20 protein-coding genes and 2 riboswitches are annotated in these 22852 nt (G+C 69.0%); of the genes, 3 read left to right on the forward strand and 17 right to left on the reverse strand.

Annotated features, from left to right (window positions below; all coding sequences use genetic code 11):
- The 9 genes from G578_RS0100025 to G578_RS0100065 all read right to left on the reverse strand — a co-directional run.
- A partial coding sequence (locus G578_RS0100025; protein ID WP_028792511.1) for a putative sodium/potassium/calcium exchanger occupies positions 1-1855 on the reverse strand: 1855 nt, incomplete at its 3' end.
- A 237-nt stretch (positions 1856-2092) separates the two neighbouring features.
- Positions 2093-2755 carry an OmpW/AlkL family protein gene (locus G578_RS0100030; RefSeq protein WP_028792512.1) on the reverse strand — a complete coding sequence of 221 codons (663 nt, stop codon included), beginning with the start codon at positions 2753-2755 and terminating at the stop codon, positions 2093-2095.
- Between the two features lie 421 nt (positions 2756-3176).
- Positions 3177-3710 (reverse strand): hypothetical protein, encoded by a 534-nt coding sequence (locus G578_RS0100035; RefSeq protein WP_139189420.1) that lies wholly within the window; start codon positions 3708-3710, stop codon positions 3177-3179.
- A gap of 90 nt (positions 3711-3800) precedes the next feature.
- Positions 3801-4436: a cob(I)yrinic acid a,c-diamide adenosyltransferase gene (gene cobO, locus G578_RS0100040; protein ID WP_051243371.1), complete on the reverse strand. Its 636-nt coding sequence runs from the start codon at positions 4434-4436 to the stop codon at positions 3801-3803.
- A gap of 14 nt (positions 4437-4450) precedes the next feature.
- Positions 4451-5404: an adenosylcobinamide-phosphate synthase CbiB gene (gene cbiB, locus G578_RS0100045; RefSeq protein WP_028792515.1), complete on the reverse strand. Its 954-nt coding sequence runs from the start codon at positions 5402-5404 to the stop codon at positions 4451-4453.
- On the reverse strand, positions 5401-6873 hold the full coding sequence (locus G578_RS0100050; protein ID WP_028792516.1) for a cobyric acid synthase: 1473 nt from the start codon (positions 6871-6873) through the stop codon (positions 5401-5403). Before G578_RS0100050 ends, cbiB begins: the two co-directional genes overlap by 4 nt.
- A 10-nt stretch (positions 6874-6883) precedes the next feature.
- The gene (locus G578_RS0100055) at positions 6884-7891 is read right to left on the reverse strand and encodes a FecCD family ABC transporter permease (protein ID WP_028792517.1); all 1008 of its coding nucleotides are present in this window, start codon (positions 7889-7891) and stop codon (positions 6884-6886) included.
- Positions 7888-8703: an ABC transporter substrate-binding protein gene (locus G578_RS23895; RefSeq protein WP_211228826.1), complete on the reverse strand. Its 816-nt coding sequence runs from the start codon at positions 8701-8703 to the stop codon at positions 7888-7890. Before G578_RS23895 ends, G578_RS0100055 begins: the two co-directional genes overlap by 4 nt.
- Before the next feature lie 15 nt (positions 8704-8718).
- Positions 8719-10659 carry a TonB-dependent receptor domain-containing protein gene (locus G578_RS0100065; RefSeq protein ID WP_169400797.1) on the reverse strand — a complete coding sequence of 647 codons (1941 nt, stop codon included), beginning with the start codon at positions 10657-10659 and terminating at the stop codon, positions 8719-8721.
- 122 nt (positions 10660-10781) lie between these two features.
- Positions 10782-10991: riboswitch (cobalamin riboswitch) on the reverse strand.
- Positions 10992-11098: 107 nt separating this feature from the next.
- On the opposite strand from G578_RS0100065, the gene G578_RS0100070 reads away from it, so the two are divergent.
- Positions 11099-12661, forward strand: a complete 1563-nt coding sequence (locus G578_RS0100070) for a L,D-transpeptidase family protein (protein ID WP_028792519.1) — start codon at positions 11099-11101, stop codon at positions 12659-12661.
- An 82-nt stretch (positions 12662-12743) separates the two neighbouring features.
- Positions 12744-13313 carry a peptidoglycan L,D-endopeptidase MepK gene (gene mepK / locus G578_RS23900; protein ID WP_038012959.1) on the forward strand — a complete coding sequence of 190 codons (570 nt, stop codon included), beginning with the start codon at positions 12744-12746 and terminating at the stop codon, positions 13311-13313.
- Positions 13314-13335: 22 nt separating this feature from the next.
- Here the strand turns inward: mepK and G578_RS0100080 are convergent, their stop codons facing one another.
- On the reverse strand, positions 13336-13731 hold the full coding sequence (locus G578_RS0100080) for a hypothetical protein (protein ID WP_156907148.1): 396 nt from the start codon (positions 13729-13731) through the stop codon (positions 13336-13338).
- A gap of 195 nt (positions 13732-13926) precedes the next feature.
- Between G578_RS0100080 and G578_RS23905 the strand changes: the two genes are divergently transcribed.
- Positions 13927-14649, forward strand: a complete 723-nt coding sequence (locus G578_RS23905; RefSeq protein WP_084618572.1) for a GAF domain-containing sensor histidine kinase — start codon at positions 13927-13929, stop codon at positions 14647-14649.
- Between the two features lie 4 nt (positions 14650-14653).
- Here the strand turns inward: G578_RS23905 and G578_RS0100090 are convergent, their stop codons facing one another.
- The 7 genes from G578_RS0100090 to thiM form a co-directional block, all read right to left on the reverse strand.
- A complete protein-coding gene (locus G578_RS0100090; RefSeq protein WP_028792521.1) occupies positions 14654-14881 on the reverse strand; it encodes a formate dehydrogenase subunit delta in 228 nt (75 codons plus the stop codon).
- Positions 14878-15708 (reverse strand): formate dehydrogenase accessory sulfurtransferase FdhD, encoded by an 831-nt coding sequence (gene fdhD / locus G578_RS23910; protein WP_084618573.1) that lies wholly within the window; start codon positions 15706-15708, stop codon positions 14878-14880. Before fdhD ends, G578_RS0100090 begins: the two co-directional genes overlap by 4 nt.
- Positions 15709-15712: 4 nt before the next feature.
- Positions 15713-18559 (reverse strand): formate dehydrogenase subunit alpha, encoded by a 2847-nt coding sequence (gene fdhF, locus G578_RS0100100; protein ID WP_028792522.1) that lies wholly within the window; start codon positions 18557-18559, stop codon positions 15713-15715.
- A 10-nt stretch (positions 18560-18569) separates the two neighbouring features.
- Positions 18570-20126 carry a formate dehydrogenase beta subunit gene (locus G578_RS0100105; protein ID WP_028792523.1) on the reverse strand — a complete coding sequence of 519 codons (1557 nt, stop codon included), beginning with the start codon at positions 20124-20126 and terminating at the stop codon, positions 18570-18572.
- Positions 20123-20638, reverse strand: a complete 516-nt coding sequence (locus tag G578_RS0100110) for an NAD(P)H-dependent oxidoreductase subunit E (protein ID WP_084618574.1) — start codon at positions 20636-20638, stop codon at positions 20123-20125. Before G578_RS0100110 ends, G578_RS0100105 begins: the two co-directional genes overlap by 4 nt.
- 716 nt (positions 20639-21354) lie before the next feature.
- Positions 21355-21786 carry a GNAT family N-acetyltransferase gene (locus G578_RS0100115; RefSeq protein WP_028792525.1) on the reverse strand — a complete coding sequence of 144 codons (432 nt, stop codon included), beginning with the start codon at positions 21784-21786 and terminating at the stop codon, positions 21355-21357.
- Between the two features lie 94 nt (positions 21787-21880).
- Positions 21881-22669 (reverse strand): hydroxyethylthiazole kinase, encoded by a 789-nt coding sequence (gene thiM, locus G578_RS0100120; protein ID WP_028792526.1) that lies wholly within the window; start codon positions 22667-22669, stop codon positions 21881-21883.
- A gap of 42 nt (positions 22670-22711) precedes the next feature.
- A riboswitch (TPP riboswitch) is annotated at positions 22712-22807 on the reverse strand.
- Positions 22808-22852: the final 45 nt, after the last annotated feature.

A 22852-nucleotide genomic window follows, 5' to 3' on the forward strand; every position in this document is an offset into this window, starting at 1 on the left:
AGATCGTGTCGCTGCCCGACCCCGCCGTCACCCGGTTGTCGCCGTCGCCGGCGAAAACGCGGTTCGAGCCGTCGCCGCCATGGATCGTGTCGTCGCCACGGCCGGCCGAGATCGTGTCGCGCCCGGAGCCGGCGCTGACATAGTTATCCCCGCGACCGGCGTCCACACGGTTGTTGCCCTGACCCGACAGGATTCGGTCGTTCCCCGATCCGGTCTCTATCGTGTCGTGACCGGCGCCGCCGGTGACCGTCTCGCCCTGCGAACCGCTGCCCGAGCCACCGCCAGGGGTGTTCTGGCCCGATCCCGGAGAACCGTCACCGCCGGTGCCCGTGTCTTCACCGGAGGACCCGGTGTCGTCGCCGCCAGACGTGGTGTCCTCACCCGACGGGTCCGTGTCGTCGCCACCGCTCGTGGTGTCTTCACCGGACGTGCCTGAATCGTCGCCGCCGGTCGTGGTGTCCTCGCCCGAGCCAACCGTATCGTCCCCGCCGCTCGTGGGGTCCTCACCCGACGAGTCCGTGTCGTCGTCGCCGGTCGTGGTGTCTTCACCCGAGGTAACCGTATCGTCGCCGCCGGTCGTGGTGTCCTCGCCCGAGGTAACCGTATCGTCGCCGCCGGTCGTGGTGTCCTCACCCGACGCGACCGTATCGTCGCCGCCGGAGACAGTGTCCTCGACGGTTGGGGGCGGGGTCGGTTCGGGGGCGGTGCCGGACAGCGGGCTGGTGGCAGTCTCGTCGACGACGTCGTCGGTGCTGCTGCCGCGGGTGGTCGCGGTCGGCTGGGTGTCCTGGGTCGGGCCGGCGGTCGAGCCGGTCGTTCCCGACGTGCCGGGCTGAGCGGTGGTGTCCTGTCCGGTATCCGTGCCGGTGCGGGTCTGGACGCCCGTGCCGGCGCCGACCTGCGTGCCGTCGGATGTCGCGTCAGTGCGGCCGATCCGGCCGTCGCCGGTCGAGCCGGATTGGCCGGCGCCGCTGTCCGCGTCGCGGCCGCCTCCGTCGCGCCCGGCGCTTCGGGTGTCGCGGCTGTCCTGATCCGAAGACGCAGCGGAACGTTGCACCGCGCCGGGGAGAGGCGCACCCTCGCCAGGGCCCAGATCGTCGCCCGCCATGCCGCCGACGGCACCGCCATCGTCTCCGGCGGTGACCGATCCGTCCGAGCGGCCGGATGCCGCCGCTCCGGCCGAGGCGTCGTTTGGCGCGCCGCCGGTATCGGCCTCGGATGCGCCGGCCTGCTGGGCCGCCGCTCCGCCGGAGGCCGGGTCGTCGCCATCCGCCTGGGAGCCCGCTCCATCGCCGCCGCCCGGCCGGCCCGCGGAGGTCGCCGCCAGATCCCCGGCCCCGACCGTCCCGGAGGCCACGCCGCCGGTATCGCCCGGCCCGGATGTTCCGGACCCAATGGCCTGCCCACCGGTCTCTGCCGAACCCTCGCCGGCGGTTGACCGGTCATTGCCGCCGATCCGCCCCTCGCCCCGGTCGCTCTCCGTACGCTCGGAGGCTTCGCGGCCGCCACGGTTCTGGGCGGCACCGCCCTGAGCCTGGGCCTCGCCGGTCTCGCCCTGACGTTCGGACTCGCTGCCCTGCCCCGTCCGGCGCGCCTCGGCCTCGCGGATGCTCACATCCTCGTTCTGGACGGTGCGCTGGTCGGACTGTTCGACCGTGGAGGTGTCGGGATTTCGCTGGGAGCCGAGATGGACATTGCCGTCGGCCGACCGCGGATCGTCGCCCTGGCCGGAGGTATCGGCGGACTCACCTTCGGGGGCGCCGGGCCGCTCCGAGCGCTGCGGAGTCTCGGTCGCACCGCCTTCCGCGATGCCGATATCCGCCTCGGCATCCAAGTCCTGTCGATTGTCGGCCATGCAACGTCCCCCCTATCCCTGAGAGGACTATAGTACATTTTAGATCAAATACAATCTATTTACCCGGGCGAACGTGATTTCCCGCATTGCGGAAAGCGGAACCACGGTCCGTCGAAAGTATTCGGCCATAAAGATATGCAAACGACCGTATTGACCCCTGAAACCGCCCCGTCGGCTGCCTCGGGGCTCAACTGAAAGCGGCCCCGCCCCCGGGACGGAGCCGCGAAAAGGCCGGACTCAGAAGCGGTAGCCGACGCCCACACCGAAGACCCACGGATCGAGATCGGCATCGACCTCCACCGGGCCGGCCCCCAGATCGGCGGTCACCTTGGTGTCGAGGAACACCTTCTTGACGTCGACGTTCAGCGACCACGGGCCGGAGATCGCGTAGTCGAAACCGGCCTGCAGGGCGTAGCCGATGCCGTTGTCGTAGGAGATCGACTGCGCCGCACCGGACTTCTCGTTGTAGAAGAAGGTGTAGTTCAGGCCGGCGCCGATATAGGGGCTGAAGCGCTCCTTCGGCATGAAGTGGTACTGCACCGTCAGGGTCGGCGGCAGCAGCCAGACCGAGCCGAGGTCCACATCCGGGTTCTTCCAGTCGAGATCGTGCTTGGTCGTCGCCGCGATCAGTTCGACGGCGATGTTGTCGGTGATGAAATAGGAGAAATCGACTTCCGGCGCGTAGTCGTTGCTCAGCTCGCCCCCGCCGGTGGCGATGTCGTTGGTGGAGGTGCTTTCGTCCGGCACCATGGCGATGCCGCGGGCGCGGATCACGAAATCGCCCGCCGATTTGGGCTTGTACTCGACGGTCTGCGCCTGGGCCGCGCCGCCGATCGCCGTGAGGGCGCCCACTATCGCCGCGGTGGCTGCCATGACCGTCAGTTTCCCGGAGATACTCATGGATCCGTTCTTTCCTGGTGAGGTGGTCGATACGGGCTACTTGCGCCCGTCCGATCCCTCCGGCTTTGACCCAGATCAACACCGCACCCGCGAAGCCCCACATTTTTCGGGGCCGGAGCAGGAGAATCCGGAAGTGCTGGAAAATGCGGATGCGTTGAGCGCCAGCCGCTTACTCCCCCTTCTCCCCTCTCGTCTTCCCGGCCACGCGCCGGGATCGAGAATGGGAGCGACTGGATCGGTCGAGATACCCATGAGATGCGCCTACAAGCGTCGCCCTCGGTCCCGGCGCGAGGCCGGGAAGACGGTGTAGAAGAAGGAGCGGCGATCGCGAGAGCAGGCGATAGGCCCGGTGACGGCGGACTTGATGACGGTGGGCTAGGCGATGGCGGGCTAGGAGGCGGCGGGCGCGGCCGAGCCGGGGCTAGTATTGGACCGTGAAGATCCGCGTCACGGCGATGGTGACGAGTTCCAGGTACAGGATCATCGCTGCCAGCATGCCGTAGCGCTGGACGTCACTCATGCCCTTGGACTTGCGGCGCCGCGCGGCGGTGGCGAAGCTCGACCACTTCGCGGTGACGAAGGCGATCTTCTGGTGCTCCGCCGACTGCCACCACTGCAGACTGAGGATGATCAGCACGGTGAGAATGCTGCACAGCCAGATGATCACCAGCAGATACTGGGAGAGCTGCGGATCGCTCCACTTGGTGACCACGCCGTAGCCAGTGACGGCGATGGCGCCGGCGCTGAAGTACAGCAGCGAGCGCCACATCTGCTCCTTGGCGAAGCGGATGTTGTCCGAGGCGTCGCGATAGATCGCGATGAACTCCGCATGTGTCAGGTCGTCGAGCGCGCTCGGATCGTTGTCGACAGGGTTGAAGGGATCGTCCTCCACCTCCTCCTCGGCGCGATGCGGAGACGGGGACCCTCCCGGCTTCGGGCGCAGGTCTCGAGCCATCGGATATCCTCCAGCCAGACGTCAGGCGAACCAGCCAGAGGAAAGTCTGCGCTCAAGGCCCCGAAGTTGCAAACCCGGGCGGTGACGCTCTCAGTAATCGAACCCGGAGGCAGCCTTTATGCCGGCATCGAAGGGATGCTTCACCTTGGTCATCTCGGTGACCAGATCGGCCGACTCGATCAGCGCCGCCGGCGCGTCGCGGCCGGTGACGATCACGGTGGTGCGCGGATGCCGGCCGGCCAGGGCCTCCACCACGTCGGCCACCTCCAGGTACTCGTAGCGCAGGGCGATGTTCAGCTCGTCGAGCACCACCAGGTCGTAATCGCCGCCGGTGAACATCTCCTGGGCCGCGTCCCACGCCGCCTTGGCGGCCCGGATATCCTGGTCGCGGTCCTGGGTGTCCCAGGTGAAACCGTCGCCCATGCGCTTGAAGGTCAGCAGGTCGGGGAAGCGCTTGAAGAACTCGTTCTCGCCGGTCTTCCAGGTACCCTTGATGAACTGCACCACGCCCACGGACCGGCCCCAGCCGAGCGCGCGGATGATGGTGCCGAAGGCGGCGGTCGACTTGCCCTTGCCGTCGCCGGTGTGGACGGCGAGCAGGCCGCGCTCGGATTTCTGCTTCGTCTTCATGCGGGCGCGATGCTCGGCCTGCACCCGCTTCATCTCGGCGCGATGGGCCTCGGCGCGATGGGTCTCGGCGCGGGCGGAATCCTCTGTCTCGGTCATGGTATCCTTCCTGGTCAGTCGGAGATGAGCGCGACGGTCAGGGCTGTCGCGATCAGGGCGACCCAGACCCGGCGGGCGAGTTGCAGCGCGCGGGACAGGTCGGAGGTATCGGCATCCTCGCGGCCGGAGCCGAACCAGGCGCCATCCACCCGCTCGGCGCCGTAACGGCGCGGACCGCCGAGCCGGATGCACAGCGCCCCGGCCATGGCGGCTTCCGGCCATCCGGCATTGGGCGACAGGTGCCGGCGGGCATCGCGGCGGGCGGTGGACCAGGCCTCGCCTGCCCGTCCGTCCCGGATCGCGGCCAGGGCCAGCAGCGCGGCGGTGAGCCGTGCCGGGACCCAGTTGGCCAGATCGTCCAGCCGGGCCGCCGCCCAGCCGAAGGCCTGATAGCGCGCGTTGCGATGGCCGATCAGGCTGTCGGCGGTGTTGATCGCCTTATAGGCCACCAGTCCCGGGAGCCCGGCGACCGCGAACCAGAACACGGGAGCCACGAACCCGTCGGACAGGTTCTCCGCCAGGCTCTCGATGGCGGCGCGGGCGACGGCGGGGCGGTCGAGCGACGCCGTCTCGCGCCCGACGATCCGGCCGACGGCCGAGCGGGCCGCTGTCAGATCTTCCGGGCCGTCCATCGCCTCGGCGACTGCCCCCACCTGGTCGAGCAGATCGCGCCCGGCCAACAGGGTGGAGGCGAGCGCGATCAGCAGCAGCGTGCCCATCGGCCCGTCGAGCAGCCGCGCCAACCCCACGCCCAGGGCGGTCCAGCCGCCGACATAGACGACCAGACTCACGACCCCCAGCGTCCGGCGGCGGCTGTCGGCATCCTCCGGCCGGTTCAGTCGGGTCTCCAGCGCCACGAGGCTGCGGGCCATGAGCGTGACCGGATGCGGGACGCGGTCGTAGAGCGACCGGGGATCGCCGGTCACCGCGTCCAGCGCCATGGCACATGCGATCACGACCGCGCTCACCGGGCGGCCTCCAGCAGGGCATCCACGTCCAGATGTGCCTCCAGCGCGATGGCCAGGGCATCCAGGGCCGTCTCCACCTGCTCGGCGAACACCAGGCCAGGGGTGCCGGACAGACCGGCGAACTGCAGATATCTGGCTCGGAACGCATCGTCGCCGAGCATGCCGTGCAGATAGGTGCCGACCACCAGGCCGTCGGAGGACAGGATGCCGATGGTCTCGCCGGCACGCTCCAGGAAGGCGCGGGCCAGCCCCGGCCCGGTCGTGCACCCGGCATGGATCTCGTAGCCGGTGGCCTCCGCGTCCAGCAGGGCACTGCGGCACACCGCGTTGCGCACGGTCTTGGCCGGTTCGATGACGGTCTCGACGTCGAGCAGGCCGAGCCCCGCCTCCTCGCCCGCCGGCCCCTCGATGCCGTCCGGGTCGCGCACCCAGGTCCCGAGCATTTGGTAGCCGCCGCACAGGCCGAGCACCCGGCCGCCCCGGCGCACATGGGCGCGGATGTCGACGTCCCAGCCCTGGGCCTTCAGAAACCGCAGGTCCGACAGGGTCGATTTGGTCCCCGGCAGCACCACGAGGGCGGCATCGCCCGGCAAGGGGGTGCCCGGCGGGCAGAACCGCACGTCGAAGGCCGGGTCGGCGCGCAGCGGATCGAGGTCGTCGAAGTTGGCGATGCGGGAAAACATCGGCACGGCGACGACGATCCGCCCGTCCTCCCCGGCCCGCCCCTGCTCCAATACCACCGCGTCCTCGGCCGGCAGCGCCTTGATCTGCGGCAGGAAGGGCACGACGCCGAAGCTGCGCCAGCCGGTGCGCTCGGCGATCATGGCGAGCCCGTCGTCGAACAGACGCGGGTCGCCGCGGAACAGGTTGACGATGAAGCCGGCCACCATCTCCCGATCGGCGGAATCCAGCACCGCCTGGGTCCCCACCAGGGCGGCGATCACCCCGCCCCGGTTGATGTCGCCCACCAGCACCACCGGCGTTCGGGTCGGCACGGCGAAACCCATATTGGCAATGTCGCCATGGCGCAGATTGGCCTCGGCCGCACTGCCGGCCCCTTCCACCACGACGATATCGGCCTGGGCCTTCAGGTGCTCGAAGCTCTCGATAACCGGGGCCAGCAGCGATCCGCGCGTGCTCCAGTACTGCCGCGCCTCCGCGACCTCCAGCGCCCGGCCGCGCAGGACGACCTGGGAGCCGGTGTCGCTGTTCGGCTTCAGCAGGACCGGGTTCATGTGGACACTCGGCGCGACACCGCAGGCCAGGGCCTGGAGCCACTGGGCCCGGCCGATCTCGCCGCCGCCACCTTCCGCGTCGTCGGCCACGGCGGCGTTGTTGGACATGTTCTGCGGCTTGAACGGCCGCACGGTCAGTCCGCGCCGCACGAACGCGCGGCACAGCCCGGCGGTCAGCACCGACTTGCCGACATCGGAGCCCGTCCCCTGGAGCATCAGCGCCCGGCCGGTCATCGCCCCCGCCTCATCGCGACGCCATCCAGGAGCGCTGGACGATCCAGATGAAGACCGGCGCGCCGATCAGGGCGGTGACCACGCCGAGCTGGAGCCGCTCGCCGCCGGTCGGGATCCGGGTGAGCAGGTCGGCCAGGGTGATCAGCACAGCGCCGCCCAGCGCGCTCGCCACCAATACCCGTCCAGGCCGGTAGCCGACGAAGGGCCGGACCATATGCGGGACCACCAGTCCGACGAAACCGACGGCGCCGCACACCGCGACCATGGCGCCGACCGAGGCCGACACACCGAGCACCACCCGCCAGCGCAGACGGCCGACATCGATGCCGAGCGACCGGGTCGTCTCCTCGCCCAGGCTCAGCGCGTCGAGGCCGCGCCCGATGGTCGCCATGGCGGCCCAGCCGAGCAGCACGAAGGGCGCGGCGATGGCGAGGTCGGTGGTGGTGCGGTTCTCCAGCGAGCCGAGCAGCCACAGGATCATGTCGCGCAGGGTGATCGGATCGGGCGCGAGGTTGAAGGCGAGCGAGGTCAGTGCCGTCGCCAGGCTGGAGATGCCGATGCCGGTCAGGATCAGCACCAGCAGGCTGTCGTTGCGGGCCGCCACGGCAAACAGCAGCACCGTCGCCACCGCCGCTCCCGCGATGGCCGCCAGCGGCACCATCAGCACCGAGATCGCGGCAAGGCCGAAGCCGATCGCCACCACCGCGCCGAACCCTGCGGCCGCCGTCACGCCGATCACCCCCGGATCGGCCAGAGGATTGCGCAGCAGACCCTGGAGTGCGGCCCCGGAGAAACCGAGCACCGCCCCCAGCAATATGCCGAGGGCCACGCGGGGCAGGCGCAGCTCGAAGACGATGATCCGCTCCACCTCTCCGCCGCCGCCGAGCAGGGCCGACAGCACGTCGGCGGGCGACAGCGGCGCAGCGCCGATGCACAGGGACACCAGGGCCGCCGCGAGCAGCACCACGGCCAGCACGGGCAGCAGGACCCGGTCGCCGATCTCCACCGCCCCGCTCATCGCGTACCGTCCAGGGTCGCGCGGATGTATTCGGCCGCATCGACGGAGAACAGGCCGCTGCAGGACAGGAACCTTCCGGGCACCGGCACCGTGCGCACGTCCCCCATCATCCGGGCCAGACGCGGATGGCGCGCCGGCGACCAGGAGGAGCGGGACACGTCGGCGTCGTCGAAGAAGCTGCCGATGAAGACGTCCGGCGGGTTCATCAGGAGTTCCTCCAGCGAGACCGTGCGCCAGCCGCGATAGCCCAGCTCGGCGGCCATGTTCTCCAGCCCGGCGAGCCGGATCATGCCGTCCACATCGGTGCCGGCCCCGCCGGTGGTGCCGCTGGGCGTCAGGTAGAGTGCGCGCAGGTTCAGCCGTGGTCTGGCCTCCAGGGCGGCGATGCGGGCGCGCTGGTCGGCGATCAGTCCGGAGGCCTCGTCCGCGCGACCCAACGCCGACGCCACCTTGGTCAGGTTGCCGAAGATGGTCTCGGTATCGTGACCGTAGAGGATGTTGACCGTGTCGACGCCGACGCGCTCCAGCATCGAGACCAGCCGCTGGTTGCCGCCCCAGAACCGCACCACCAGATCCGGCCCGGCATGCAGGATGGCCTCGGCCACCGGCTCGACCACAGGCACGTCGGCGGCCCGCTCCCGGTGATAGGAGAAGGCCTGGCGGGCGCGGGGCGACACGCCATGGATCTGCCCCCGGTCGGCCAGCGCCAGCACATACTGGTCGGCGCAGTAGTCAATGGACACCACGGCGGGGGTGGATGGCGCCGCGGCGGCCGGACCCGCCCAGAGCAGGCCGGCGACCAACGCGAGCACCATCCGCCTCATGGCCTAGCGCCGGTAGGTCAGGCGCAGGAAGAACGCCCGGCCCTGCTGGTTGTAATAGGCCGCCGTCTTGTAGTCCTCGTCGAACAGGTTGGAGAGCTTGACGTCCACGCCCCAGTTCTCCGTCGCCTCCCAGCTCGCGCGCAGGTCGAGGGTGGTATAGGCGTCCAGCTTGGTGGTGTTGGCCAGATTGTCGTAGCGCTCGCTCTCGTGATGGACGTCGCCGCCGACCGCGAACTCACCGAGACCCAAGCCGAGACCGCCCAGCTCCCGGTCGACGGACAGGGTGTAGACCTGCTCGGCCCGACGCGGCAACTGGTTGCCGTCATTGGCGCCGCCCGACGCGTTCACCGGGTCGAGGAAGGTGGCGCCGGCCGACAGCAGGAAGCCCGCCACCTCGCCCGAGGCGGTCAGCTCCAGGCCGGTGATCCGCGCCTTGTCGACATTGGCCGGAGCGAAGATCGAGCTGTCATAGGCGATCAGGTCGTCGATCTCGGTGTGGAACAGGTTCGCCCCCAACTCGAAGCCGCCGACCTTGGCCGCCAGGCCGATCTCGGCGCTCTCCGAGCGCTCCGGCTCCAGGTCCTCGTTGCCGAAGCCCGGATAATACAGATCGTTGAAGGACGGCGCCTTGAACGCGGTGCCATAGGAGGCCGTCGCCCGCAGGTTGTCGGTGATCCGGTAGCCATAGGCGGCACCGCCGGTCAGATGACCGCCGAACTGCTCGTTCTCGTCCACCCGGCCGCTGAGCTGGACGGTGTGGCGGCCGAACTCGGCCCGGTGCTGGGCGAACACGCCCGTATTGTCGCGGCTGTCCTCCACATAGTCGGTCGAGCCACCGACCAGATCGCGCTGGAAGTCGGCGCCGAGCGTCGTCACCTGATCTTCCAGAAGATAGAGATCATTCTGCAAAGACAGTGAGTTGCGCTCTGTTTCAAACGTCGATTCGTATGTTCCATCGAGGAAGTTATCGGCGTCGTCCACGGTGTGGCCGGCGGCGACGGTCACATCCCAGAAGTCGGTCGGCGAGGCCAGGGCACGCAGACCGAGCACATAATTCACCGCCTCGGATTCGTTGGAGGTCGAGCCGTCGTACTCGTTCTCACTCGTCGCATAAAGACCGGTCGCTTCCATCTTGATACCATTAGAGAAAGCGTAGTCGAGCGCGCCAGTTACCGAGCTCCGCTCGAAGCCGTCCTTGTCCGGCTGGTTGGCGAAGCAGCCGCCGCCTGGAACGGTCGTGCCGTTGCCGCAGGAGTTGATGCCGTCGGTGCGGATGTAGTTGGTGCTGGCCGAAAAGCCGATACCGGAGGCCCGGCCGGAGAAGCCGGCGGTCCCTTCCATCGTATCGTTGCTGCCATAGCCGACGCTGGCATGGGCGCGGGTCGTCTCGGTCGGCTTGCGGGTGAAGATCTGGATGATGCCGCCCAGCGCCTCGGAGCCGTAGAGGTGGGAGCGCGGGCCGCGCACGACCTCGATCCGTTCCACGTCGTCGATCGACAGGCTCTCGAAATTGAAGGTGCCGAGCGTCGCCGAGCCGACCTTCACGCCGTTGATCAGCACCAGCACGTGGTCGCTCTCGGCACCGCGCAGGAAGACCGAGGTCGCCTTGCCCACCCCGCCGTTGTTGGTCAGGGTCAGGCCCGGTACCCGGCGCAGGGCATCCGGCACGGAGCGGATCTGGCGGCGCTCGATCTCCTCGCGGGTGATCACACTGACCGGCGCCAGGGTCTCGTCGGCGGTCTCCGCGATGCGCGAGGCGGTGACGATCACCTCGTCCGACGTGCTCACGGCGGCCCGCTCGCCGGCCGCCACCTGCTGGGCCCCGACCTGTTGGCCCCCAATCTGCTGGGCCTGCCCCGGGAGCGCCCCGGCGGCCATCAGAGCGGCGACCAGCGCTGCTCCTGTCAGGGATCGGCCCGTGATCAGGCGGTTCTCGAAAGTCATTCCATCCTCCTCGTCCGACGCACACCCGCGCGGCGTTGCAAAGCGACATCGACGGAAGGGATGGAAGGGGACGGCCCGGGACACGGGTCCACGGCCGAACCCGATCATCGCGCCCCGCGATATCGAGGTTTCACGCCGTGGCCGGTCTCCGGACTCGCGAGGGCGGACCCGGGGGTCCAGATCCTGCCGCGCCTTCCCATGCCATGGCGGCACAGTGGCGTTCTGCGACGGATCAACCTCGCCTACCGTTGCGGGGGCAGTGCCGGAGTCTGACCGGCTTCCCGTTTCATCCCGACCCTGTCTCGTGGGTCGGGACACCACATGCGATTGACGGCCGGACGCTACGGTCGAGGGGTCGGCCTGTCAATCTTCGCTTTAACGTCATAGGGTTCCGTTGAACCATCGACCCTTCAGACAACCGGAACGCGGGAGCCTTCGAATGACCGGCCCGACCCCAGTCCGTGCCATCCTCGCCGCCGCGCTGGCCCTTCTGATTTCGCTGACGGCGCCGGCGCTCGCCCAGAGTTCGGATCCAACGCCGGACTCGACGGCTGACTTCGCGCCGGACGCGGTCGTTGCAGCGTTCCTCGCCACACGGACGGACGGGTATGCCTGGGTCGAGGAGAATGAGGTCCCGACGCTCAACGCCAAGGGTGCCGCCGTCGTCCGGGTCCTGGAACGGGCCGAGCGCCAGGGTCTGCGTCCAGCCGATTACACGCTTCCCGCCGCCGACTCGCCGGAGAGCCTGGACCAGGCGGTCAGCCGGACGCTGCTGCGTTATCTGACCGACCTGCAGGCCGGCCGGGTGGCACCGAAGAAGGTCGATCCGGAGCTGTTCGTGTTCCCGCGCGACGTCGACGGGCTGGCGCTGCTGGACGCGGTGCATGCCGCGCCCGAAACCGCCAAGGCGATGGCCGATCTGGCGCCGGGCAATCCGATCTACCGCCGCCTGCGCCGGCTGCTGCTGGACTACCGCGCGCTGGCCCGCTCCGGCGGCTGGCACCCGGTGCCGGAGGGTCCGACCCTGAAACCGGGCATGACCGATCCCCGGGTTTCCGAAGTGCGGCGCCGCCTCTCCTCCACCGCCGACCTGACGCCGGCCTCCGGAGCGACGGACCTCTACGACCCGGCCCTGGAAAGCGCCGTGCGCCAGTTCCAGCGCCGCCACGGGCTGGATGCCGACGGCGCCATCGGCGCCAAGACGGTGGCGGCGATGAACGTGCCGGTGCGGGACCGCATCCGTCAGATCGTGCTCAACATGGAACGGTTCCGCTGGATGCCGGACGAATTCGGCGACGACCATGTGTTCGTCAATATGGCCGGATTCGAGCTCGACTATGTGGTCGGCGGGGTGACCCGGCTGGCCATGCGGGTGATCGTCGGCCGCCCCTACCGGGAGACGCCGATCTTCAGCGACACGATCCGCTACCTGGAGTTCAACCCGACCTGGAGCGTGCCGGCGAAGATCGCGGCCCAGGACCTGCTGCCGAAGATCAAGAAGGATCCGTCCTACCTGACCGCTGGCGGCTACGAGCTCTATGCGGGCTACCAGGACGGCGCGCCGCGGGTCGACCCGGCCAGCGTCGACTGGGCCGCCATCCCCAAGGGCCGGTTCCCCTACCGACTGCGCCAGGCGCCGGGCGAGAAGAACGCCCTGGGTCAGGTGAAGTTCATGTTCCCCAACCAGTTCGACGTCTATCTGCACGACACCCCGGCGCGCGAACTGTTCGCCAAGTCGGTCCGCAACTTCAGCTCGGGCTGCATCCGCCTGCAGAAGCCGATCACCCTGGCCGAGGTGATGCTGGCCGCCGACGGCCAGGACTCAACACAGGTCCGAAAGATCCTCGACGGCAAGAAGACCACCCGGGTCAACCTGAAGACCCCCGTGCCGGTGCACCTGACCTATCTGACCGCCTGGATCGGCGAGGGCGGCACCGTGGAGTTCCGCGACGACATCTATGGCCGCGACTCCCTGCTGGCGAACGCGCTGGGATTGATCTGACGGCGACGAAAACGCTTGCGCGCCGGCGCGAACCGAAGGAAAGAGGTTTTCTCGCGCCTCGGCGCCTCGGAGACCATCGGACATGACGGAACACTTCGCTTCCTCGCCCCGACGCCGGGTTACGCGACGGGCTGCCCTGGGCGCTTTGGCACTGCTGATGACCGGCGGCACGCCGGCCCGCTCGGCCATCGTCGCGGCGCACGACACCCGCAAGCTGAAGATCGAGCACCTGCACACCGACGAGCGGCTCGACATCACCTATTTCCGCAACGGCCGCTACGACACCGAGGCGCTGCGCAAGATCAACTACTGTCTGCGCGACCACCGCGACGGGACGGTCCATGCGATCGACACCCGGGTGCTGGACTACCTGCACGACCTGACGTTCCGGCTCGACATCACCCAGCGCATCGGCATCGTCTGCGGCTACCGCTCACCCAAGACCAACGAGGCGCTCCGGGCCAACAGTTCGGGCGTGGCCAAGCGCAGCCTGCACATGCAGGGCATGGCGCTGGACATCCGCGTGCCCGGCCTGCGGGTGAGCACCATCGCCAAGGCGGCGATCGCCATGAACCGCGGCGGCGTCGGCCTCTATTCCCGCTCCAATTTCGTCCATATCGACTGCGGCGAGGCACGGACCTGGGGGGCGTGATCCGCCCCGGCCTGCCCGCCTCTCAGGGGCAGGCCTCCCCCAGGGTATAGGTGTAGCTGGCCGCCTCGCCGGCAGCGCCGCTGACATGGTCAAAGGTCAGCGCGTCGCCGTTCCGGGTGACGCTAAAACACCCTTCCCGCCCCCCGGCCCAGTCGTTGTTCCAGGTACGGCAGTACAGACCGTCCTCGGTGACCCGCCAGACGCCGGCGGCATCCTCGCGCCGCGCCCCGGCCAAGACCACCGCCTCCAAGCTGCCGTCGCGTCCGTGGCGGGCGGTATAGCGCCACTGGCCCAGCAGCCGCGTACCGCAGCGGGTGAGCGCGTTGCCGGTCACGGTCTCACGGATCTGCTCCGCGCTCAGCACGCCCGAACGGGGCTCGTTTCCGGCGCAGGACGCCAGGATGGCGGCGAGAAGCACCGCGGACACCGCGCCGAAGCGCCGGCCGGCGGCTGGGTATCCGAGCAGGCATCTCATTTCTCTCAATACCTTTCGAAATTAACAGAATTTTTCGGCAAATTCGTATAATGGCCGAGTTACAGACCGTCTTTTCCGCAGGCTTTCCGGTCGGTTCCAGGCCGACAGGGCTTCGCGCTGAAACCAGGTACCGCAGGCATGTTGAGCGTCCCTCTCCCCAGCAATGAGAAAAATCGGCTGACCCAGCTCATCTGGTTCCAGATCCTGGATACGCCGCCCGAAGAAGGCTTCGACCGTATAGCACGAATGGCCGCACGGGTCATGGACACACCGATCTCAGCGGTCTCCCTGGTCGACCGCGACCGGCAGTGGTTCAAATCCGCCTGTGGGCTGTCGATCAGCGAAACGGAGCGTGATGTCTCCTTCTGCTCCTACGCGATTCTGCAGCGCACGCCGATGGTCGTGGAGGACACTCTGGAAGACCCGCGCTTCAAGAAGAATCCCCTGGTGATCGGAGCGCCCCATATCCGCGCCTATGCCGGCGTGCCGTTGATCACGGAGGACGGGTTCGCGCTGGGCTCGCTCTGCGCCGTCGACACAAGGCCGCGACACTTCACCGACGACCAGATGGAGGCCCTGAAGGATCTCGCGGAAACGACGATGGACCTGATGCGCTACCGGCTGCTGCGCACCAACATGCAGCAGGCCACCGGCATGTTCTCGTCCCAGGTCAGCCACGAGATCCGCACGCCGCTGAACGCCATCGTCGGCTTCTCCGAGGCGCTGTGCAGCGGGGTCTATGACGCCGATCCCCAGCGCGCCCGCGACTATCTGGACATCATCGCCCGCGCGGGCCGCGACCTCGACGAGACCCTGGGGCGGCTGCTCGACGAACCGGGCGACCGCGCCGACAAGCTTTAGGCTTTCAGGCGTGGGCGGCCTGTTTCTGTGCCGCCCTCTTCGCTCCCGCTAGGGCGAGCTCGTCGAACCCGGCTTCGTCCTCGGCGAGCTGGGTGGCGAGGTCGGCGCGCATGCGGGGGTCCCAGAAATCGATGATGTGCTGGGCCACCCCGGCAACCGCCTCCTCCCGGGGGTAGGGCCGGTGGAAGTCGGCGATCTGATTGGTCATGCGGACGATGTCCTGGCGTTTCATGCCACCTGCTCCGTGCGTGTGTTCGCTCCCGGCTCGAAAACCATGATCCCGTCGCCGGCAAGGCTCGCCAGCCCCATGCCGCAGCGCCCGGCCACGTCGATCGCCAGCTTGCTGGGCGCCGACACCGCGGCCAGGAACGGCGCGCCGGCGACCGCGGCCTTCTGAACCAGTTCGACGCTGATCCGGCTCGACATCAGGATGAAGCCGTCACGGGCATCCAGGCCGTCGCGGGCGAGCGAGCCGATCAGCTTGTCCAGCGCGTTGTGCCGGCCGATATCCTCGCGCACCCGCTCGATGCTCCCATCCGACCGGCAGAACGCGGCGGCGTGGGTGGAGTGGTTGGTGCGGTTCATCACCTGGACGTCGCGCAGGGCGTCGTAGGCCCGGGTCAGCGCCTCGGCCTCCGGCGTACGGCCCTGCACCCGGGGCGGGCGCGGCACCGCCGCCTCGATGGTCTGCGCGCCGCAGATGCCGCAGCCCGAACGGCCGGCGATGGTACGCTTGCGGTCCTGGGCGGCTTCGGCATGGCGGGCGGCGACCCGCAGGTTCAGCAGATAGCCGTCCCCAGCCTCGCCGATCCGCAGGCTCTCGATCCTGGCGGCCGACGGCACGATGCCTTCGGTCAGCGCGAAGCCGACGGCGAAATCCTCCAAATCGGCCGGGGTCGCCATCATCACGGCGAAGCTGTCGCCGTTGACCAGCACGGCGACGGGCGTCTCCTGCGGCACCTGCCAGGCCTGCGGACGCGCGTCGCCCCCGGTCACCAGACGACCGGTAACCTCGGGCGAAACCTCGCTCGCCTTGCCGTCGAGGCGCCGGATCTCCATGGCCCTACTCCGCCGCGACCACGAACTGGCGTTCGTGCACGTCGCGGAAGTGCTCCTGCCAGTCCGAGGGCTGGTTCGACTTCGTCACCTGCACCGCCGTCACCTTGTATTCGGGGCAGTTGGTCGCCCAGTCCGAGAACTCTGTGGTGATGACGTTGGCGCCGCTCACCGGGTGGTGGAACGTCGTGTAGACGACGCCCTGCGGCACCCGGTCGGTGATCGTGGCCCGCAGCACGGTGGCGCCGATACGCGAGCCGATGCTGACCATGTCGCCCTCGCCGATGCCGCGCTCCTCGGCATCGTGCGGGTGGACCTCCAGAACATCCTCGGCATGCCAGCGACCGTTCTCGGTCCGCCGTGTCTGCGCCCCCACATTGTACTGGCTGAGGATCCGGCCCGTGGTGAGGATCAGCGGGAAGTGGCGGTTGGTACGCTCGTCCGTGGCGACGTATTCCGTCACCATGAACCGGCCCTTGCCGCGCACGAAGCCGTCCTTGTGCATGGTCGGCGTGCCGTCCGGGGCGGCGGCGTTCACCGGCCATTGCAGGGACGCACCACTGTCCAGACGGGCGTGGCTCACGCCGGCGAAGGTGGGGGTCAGGGCGGCGATCTCATCCATGATCTCCGCCGCCGAGGCGTAGGTCATGCCGTCATAGCCCATGGCCGCAGCGAGACGGCTCACCGCCTCCCATTCGCTGAGGCCGGTCGCCTCCTTCATCACCGGGCGCACCCGGTTGATGCGCCGCTCGGCGTTGGTGAAGGTACCGTCCTTCTCCAGGAACGAGGTGCCCGGCAGGAACACATGGGCGTAGCCGGCGGTCTCGTTCAGGAACAGGTCCTGCACCACCACGCAGTCCATCGCCTCCAGCGCTGCCGTCACATGCACGGTGTTGGGGTCGGACTGGGCAATGTCCTCGCCCTGGACGAAGATGCCGCGATAGGTGCCGTCGATGGCGGCGGCCAGCATGTTGGGGATGCGCAGCCCCGGCTCGGCCAGCAGCGGCCGGCCCCAGGCCTTCTCGAACAGGTCCCGCGTGGCGGCGTCGGACACGTGGCGGTAGCCCGGGAACTCGTGCGGGAAGCTGCCCATGTCGCAGGAGCCCTGCACGTTGTTCTGGCCGCGCAGCGGGTTCACGCCCACGCCCTCGCGGCCGATATTCCCGGTCGCCATGGCGAGGTTGGCCATGGCCATGACCATGGTCGAGCCCTGGCTGTGCTCGGTCACGCCGAGGCCGTAATAGATCGCGCCGTTGCCGGCGGTGGCGAACAGACGGGCGGCCGCCCGCAGGGTCTCCGGCTCGACGCCGATGCGCTCGGCCAGGGTTTCCGGCGAGTTGCGCTCCTCGGCGACGAAGGCCCGCCAGCGGTCGAAATCGGCATCCTCGCAGCGCTCGGCGACGAATTTTTCGTCGACCAGCCCCTCGGTGACGATGGTATGGGCCAGCGCGTTCATCACCGCCACGTTGGTGCCGGGGCGGAGCTGCACGTGATGGGCCGCCTTGATGTGCGGCGACTTCACAAGGTCGATGCGGCGCGGGTCGAGGACGATGATCTGTGCCCCCTCGCGCAGCCGCTTCTTCATGCGCGACGCGAAGACCGGGTGGCCGTCGGTCGGGTTCGCGCCGATCAGCAGGATGACGTCCGCCTTCTCCACCGACTTGAAGTTCTGGGTGCCGGCCGAGGTGCCGAAGGTGGTCTTCAGCCCGTAGCCGGTCGGCGAGTGGCAGACCCGGGCGCAGGTATCGACATTGTTGTTGCCGAAGGCGGCCCGGATCATCTTCTGGACGACATAGACCTCCTCGTTGGTGCAGCGCGACGAGGTGATGCCGCCGATGGCCCCTTTGCCGTGCTCGGCCTGGATCTTCTTGAACCGGTCGGCGGCGAAGCCGATCGCCTCGTCCCAGGAGACGGCGCGCCAGGGATCGGTGATGGCGTCGCGGACCATCGGCGTGGTCACCCGGTCCTTGTGGGTGGCGTAGCCCCAGGCGAAGCGCCCTTTCACGCAGGAATGGCCCTCGTTCGCCCCGCCGGACTTCTGCGGGACCATGCGCACGACCTGATCGCCCTGCAGCTCCGCCTTGAACGAGCAGCCGACGCCGCAATAGGCGCAGGTGGTCTCCACCGAGCGGGTCGGCACGCCCTTAGCGACCACCGAGGCTTCCATCAGCGTGGCGGTCGGGCAGGCCTGGACGCAGGCGCCGCAGGACACGCATTCCGACGAGAAAAAATCGTCGATCTGGGTGCCGGCCGAGACCATGGAGGCGAAGCCGCGGCCGTCGATGGTCAGCGCGAAGGTGCCCTGCACCTCTTCGCAGGCCCGCACGCAGCGGGAGCAGACGATGCACTTGGCCGGATCGAACTGGAAATACGGGTTGGAGGTGTCGACCGGCTTGCGGCTCTCGGCCTCGAAGTGGTTCGCCCCGTCCATGCCGTAGCGCACCTCGCGCAGGCCGACCGCGCCGGCCATGTCCTGCAGCTCGCAGTCGCCGTTGGCGGCACAGGTCAGACAGTCCAGCGGGTGGTCGGAGATGTAGAGCTCCATCACCCCCTTGCGGATCTTCGCCAGGCGGTCGTTCTGGGTGGTGACGACCATGCCGGCGCGCACCGGGGTGGTGCAGGAGGCGGGTGTGCCCTTCACCCCTTCCACTTCCACCAGGCACATCCGGCAGGAGCCCCAGGGGTCCAGACTGTCGGTGGCGCAGAGCTTGGGGATCGGCCGGTCGATCTGCGTGGCGGCGCGCATGATCGACGTGCCCTCGGGCACGGTGACGTCCACCCCGTCGATAGTCAGGGTGACGGGGGCGCCCTGCTTGGCCGGCGTGCCGAAATCGGTCTCTTTGAGAAGGGCCATCCGGTCTCTCCTACTCGGCCGCCATCAAGGGCGTATTATGAAAGTCTTCGGGAAACAGACGCATCGCGGAGAGCACAGGCATGGGCGTCAGCCCGCCCATCGCGCAGAGCGAGCCGTCGCGCATGGTCTCGCAGAGATCGGCGACCAGCTCGAGATTGGCGCCCACGTTCTCGCCGCGCTGGATCTTCTCCACCGTCTCCTTGCCGCGCACCGCGCCGATCCGGCAGGGCGTGCACTTGCCGCAGCTCTCGATCTCGCAGAACTCGAAGGCGAAGCGGGCCATCGCCGCCATGTCGACACTGTCGTCGAACACCACGATGCCGCCATGGCCGAGCATTGCCTGGGCAGCGGCCAAGTTCTCGTAGTCGGTCTCGATGTCGAGCATGGAGTCGTCGATATAGGCGCCGAGCGGACCGCCGACCTGGGCGGCACGGAACGGCCGGCCCGACGCGGTGCCGCCGCCGAACTCCTCCACGAGCTGGCGCAGGGTGACGCCGAACGCCTTCTCCACCAGACCACCATGCTTGATGTTGCCGGCGAGCTGGAACGGCTTGGTCCCGCGCGACCGGCCCATGCCGAAGCCTTTGTAGAACTCGGCCCCCTTGGCCAGGATCACCGGCACGGTGGCGAGCGTCAGCACGTTGTTGACGACGGTGGGCTTGCCGAACAGACCGTGGATCGCCGGGATCGGCGGCTTTGCCCGCACGGTGCCGCGCTTGCCCTCCAGGCTTTCCAGCATCGACGATTCCTCGCCGCAGATATAAGCGCCAGCGCCGCGGCGCACATGCAAACGGAAGGTCTTCCCGCTGCCGCCGATATTCTCGCCGAGCCAGCCGGCCTGCTCCATCAGCGCGGCGGCGGCGGTCATGGTCGCGATGGCGTCGGGATATTCTGAGCGGATGTAGATGTAGCCGTCCTCCGCCCCCACCGCGAGGCCGGCGATCGCCATGCCCTCGATCAGGGTGAAGGGATCGCCCTCCATGATCATGCGGTCGGCGAAGGTGCCGCTGTCGCCCTCGTCGGCGTTGCAGCAGATGTATTTCTGGCCCGTCGGCTGGTCGTGCACCGTCTTCCACTTGATGCCGGCGGGGAAGCCCGCACCGCCACGGCCGCGCAGGCCGGACTCGGTGATGGCGGCGCAGACCGCCTCGCCGTCCATCTCCAGGGCCGCCTTCAGCCCGTCGAGGCCGCCCCAGGCGCTGAGCGAGGCGAGGTCGAGCGGATCGATGACGCCGACCCGGGCGAAGGTCAGCCGCTCCTGATGCTTCAGATACGGGATCTCTTCGGTAAGGCCGAGGGCGAGCGCGTGGTGGCCGTCCCCGGCGAGCAGACCGGCGTCGAACAGAGAGGTCACGTCCTCGGCGGCGACCGGCCCGTAGGCGACCCGGCCGGCGGCGGTCTCCACCTCGACCAGCGGCTCCAGCCAGAACATCCCGCGCGAGCCGTTGCGCACGATCGTCACGTCGGCGCCACGCGCGGCGGCCTCGGCGGCGATGGCCTTGGCGACGGCCTCGGCGCCGACGGAACGGGCGGCGGAATCCCGGGGGACGTACAGCGTGACGGTCATGAGCGGGCCTCCCGCACGGCGGTGTCGAGGCGCCCGGCATCGGCGCGGCCGATCAGCCTGCCGTTCACCATGGCGGCGGGGGCGAGCCCGCAGTTGCCCAGGCAATAGACCGGCTCGATGGTGACACCGTCCTCGGAGGTGCCGCCGAGCGCGATGCCGCGCGCCGCACAGACCGTCTCGATCAGGGCCAGCGCGCCCATGGACTGGCAGGCCTCGGCCCGGCAGAGCTTGACGACGACGGGTCCGGCGGGGGCGCGGCGGTAATCGTGATAGAAACTGACGACCCCGTGGACCTCGGCGCGGGACAGGTTCAGCGCACTCGCGATCGTCGGCAGGACGGCCTCGGGCACGTATCCGGTCTGGTCCTGAAGGTCGTGCAGGATCTCCAGCAGGGCCGCCGGATCGTTGCGGTGGCGGGCGCAGATCGCAGTCGCCTCGGCAACCGCGCCGGCGGGCGCAGTCGGCAGCCCATTCGGCAGCCCGTTCTGCGGCGATTTCTCAGCCTCGATCATCCGTGCCTGTCTCCTATTCACCAGCACTGTCGACCGACACGGCGCAGTGTTCCGGAGACGATGGGCTCAGCCGCAAGTTGCGGTCAAATCGGACGATTCAATGTGTTGATAGACGCGCTCTATGGTGCGGTGCGGGAGAGTGGCGGTACGGAAGCGGCGCGGTACGGGAGGAAGCCAAGGTGCCGCCCCGCCTTCAAACCTCCGTCTTCCCGGCCTCGCGCCGGGACCGAGGGCGACGCTTGCCGGAGCGCCGGCGGCACGTCCCCACAGGTCCAGCGGCCCCAACTCTGGGTCCCGGGTCCGGCCCGGGAAGACGATGGAGTACGGGCGTGGGCATGCTCAGGATGCCCCAGCCAAACGATCTCCCCTCCCCACCTTTTCATCCCGTCTTCCCGGCCTCGCGCCGGGACCGAGGGCGACGCTTGCCGGAGCGCCGGCTGCAAGTCCTCAATGTTCCAGCGGCCCTAGCCCTGGGTCCCGGGTCAGGCCCGGGAAGACGGAGGAGTGTGCGGGTGGGGGCATGCTCAGGATGCCCCAGCCAAACGATCTCCCCTCCCCACCTTTTCATCCCGTCTTCCCGGCCCCGCGCCGGGACCGAGGGCGACGCTTGCCGGAGCGCCGGCTGCAAGTCCTCAAAGTTCCAGCGGCCCTAGCCCTGGGTCCCGGGTCAGGCCCGGGAAGACGGAGGAGTGTGCGGGTGGAGAGCGACGCGTCCCTCAGGCCTCCGTCAGATACCCCCGGTCGAACGCCGCCGGCTGATCCTCGAAGATCGCCATCGCCGTCGTCATCCGCCGGAAGCCGTATTTGCGGTAGATCGGCTCCTTGCCGGGCACGGCGTAGAGCAGGATCTTGCGGTGATCGCGCACCCGGTCGAGCAGGCGGCGGATCACCTGACCGCCCAGCCCCCGGCCCTGGTGGCTCGGCAGCACGACGATATCGCCGAGATAGGCGCAGTCCGCCCCGTCCGACAGCGCCCGCCCGGCGGCGACCAGACGGCCGTCCTCGCGGGCGAATTCGCGGTACAGGCTGTTGGTGAACACCGTGCGCAGAAACTCGGACGTCTTGTCGCCCAGAGGGGCCGCGCGGACCAGGTCCGCCAGTTCCCGCCAGTCCACATCCTCCGCCGACTGGCTCCAGTCGATCGCCATTCTTTATCTCCCCGCTTCGTCAACGCCCGGTGATTAGCCGATGACCCGACGCGTGGCCGAGGCCCAACCGGGCCCGACCGCAGCGGGCCAAGGCTCACACCGCCGCGATCCCGGCCTCGGCGTCGAGCTGCTCCGGGGTCATCGCATGCAGCGTATCCAACAGCGCGGGGCCGAAGCTGCCCGGCCCGCCGGCACGCGCGGCGGCAATCGCCCCGGCTAGGCCGAAACAGGCATGGGCGGCGACCGTGGCCTCGAACGGCTTCTGGCCGACCAGGAAGGCGCCCACCACGCCGGTCAGCGCGCAGCCCATGGCGGTCACCCGGCCCATCAGGGGGTCGCCGCCTTCGATCCGCACGGCGCGGTCACCATCGGTGACGAAATCGACGGCGCCGCTGACCGCCACAACGCCGCCGGTGCGCTGCGCCAGATACCGGGCCGCATCCTCGGCGGCGGAGACCGGGTCGCCGGAATCCACCCCCTTGCCGCTGGCGACCTCGCCGCTCAGCGCCAGGATCTCCGAGGCATTACCGCGCAGCACCGTCGGATTCAGCGCCAGCAGCCGGGCGGCCAGACGGTTGCGGAAGCCGGTCGCGCCCACCGCCACAGGGTCCAGCACCCAGGGCTTGTCCGCCGCCGAGGCGGCCTGGGCGGCAGCCACCATGGAGGATTCCCACCCGGCATCGGCGGTGCCGATATTCACCGTCAGCCCACCGGCGAGTCCGGCGAACTCGGCCGCCTCCTCGATGGCATGCACCATGGCGGGAGAGGCGCCGACCGCGAGCTGGGCGTTGGCGACCACGTTCATGGCGACGAAATTGGTGATGTTCTGCACCAGCGGGGCGGTGTCCCGCAGGGTCTTCAGGTGCGTGCCTGGGCTTTTCATAGGAGCCTTTCCGCCACCGGGGCCGAAGCGGCGCCCGCCTCCAGTCGACGGACCCGCAACTTCCTCCGCCGGCATGATCCGGTTCAGGTTCGAAGGGTACTTCTCAGCCCGCAGATGCGGACGCCCCCGTGCGTGCTCTCAACGTGGCGACGGAACCGGGAGTTCGCAAGATGGCTGTTGTTC

It is taken from the genome of Thalassobaculum salexigens DSM 19539 (assembly GCF_000423805.1).
GTDB classification, from domain to species: Bacteria; Pseudomonadota; Alphaproteobacteria; order Thalassobaculales; family Thalassobaculaceae; genus Thalassobaculum; species Thalassobaculum litoreum.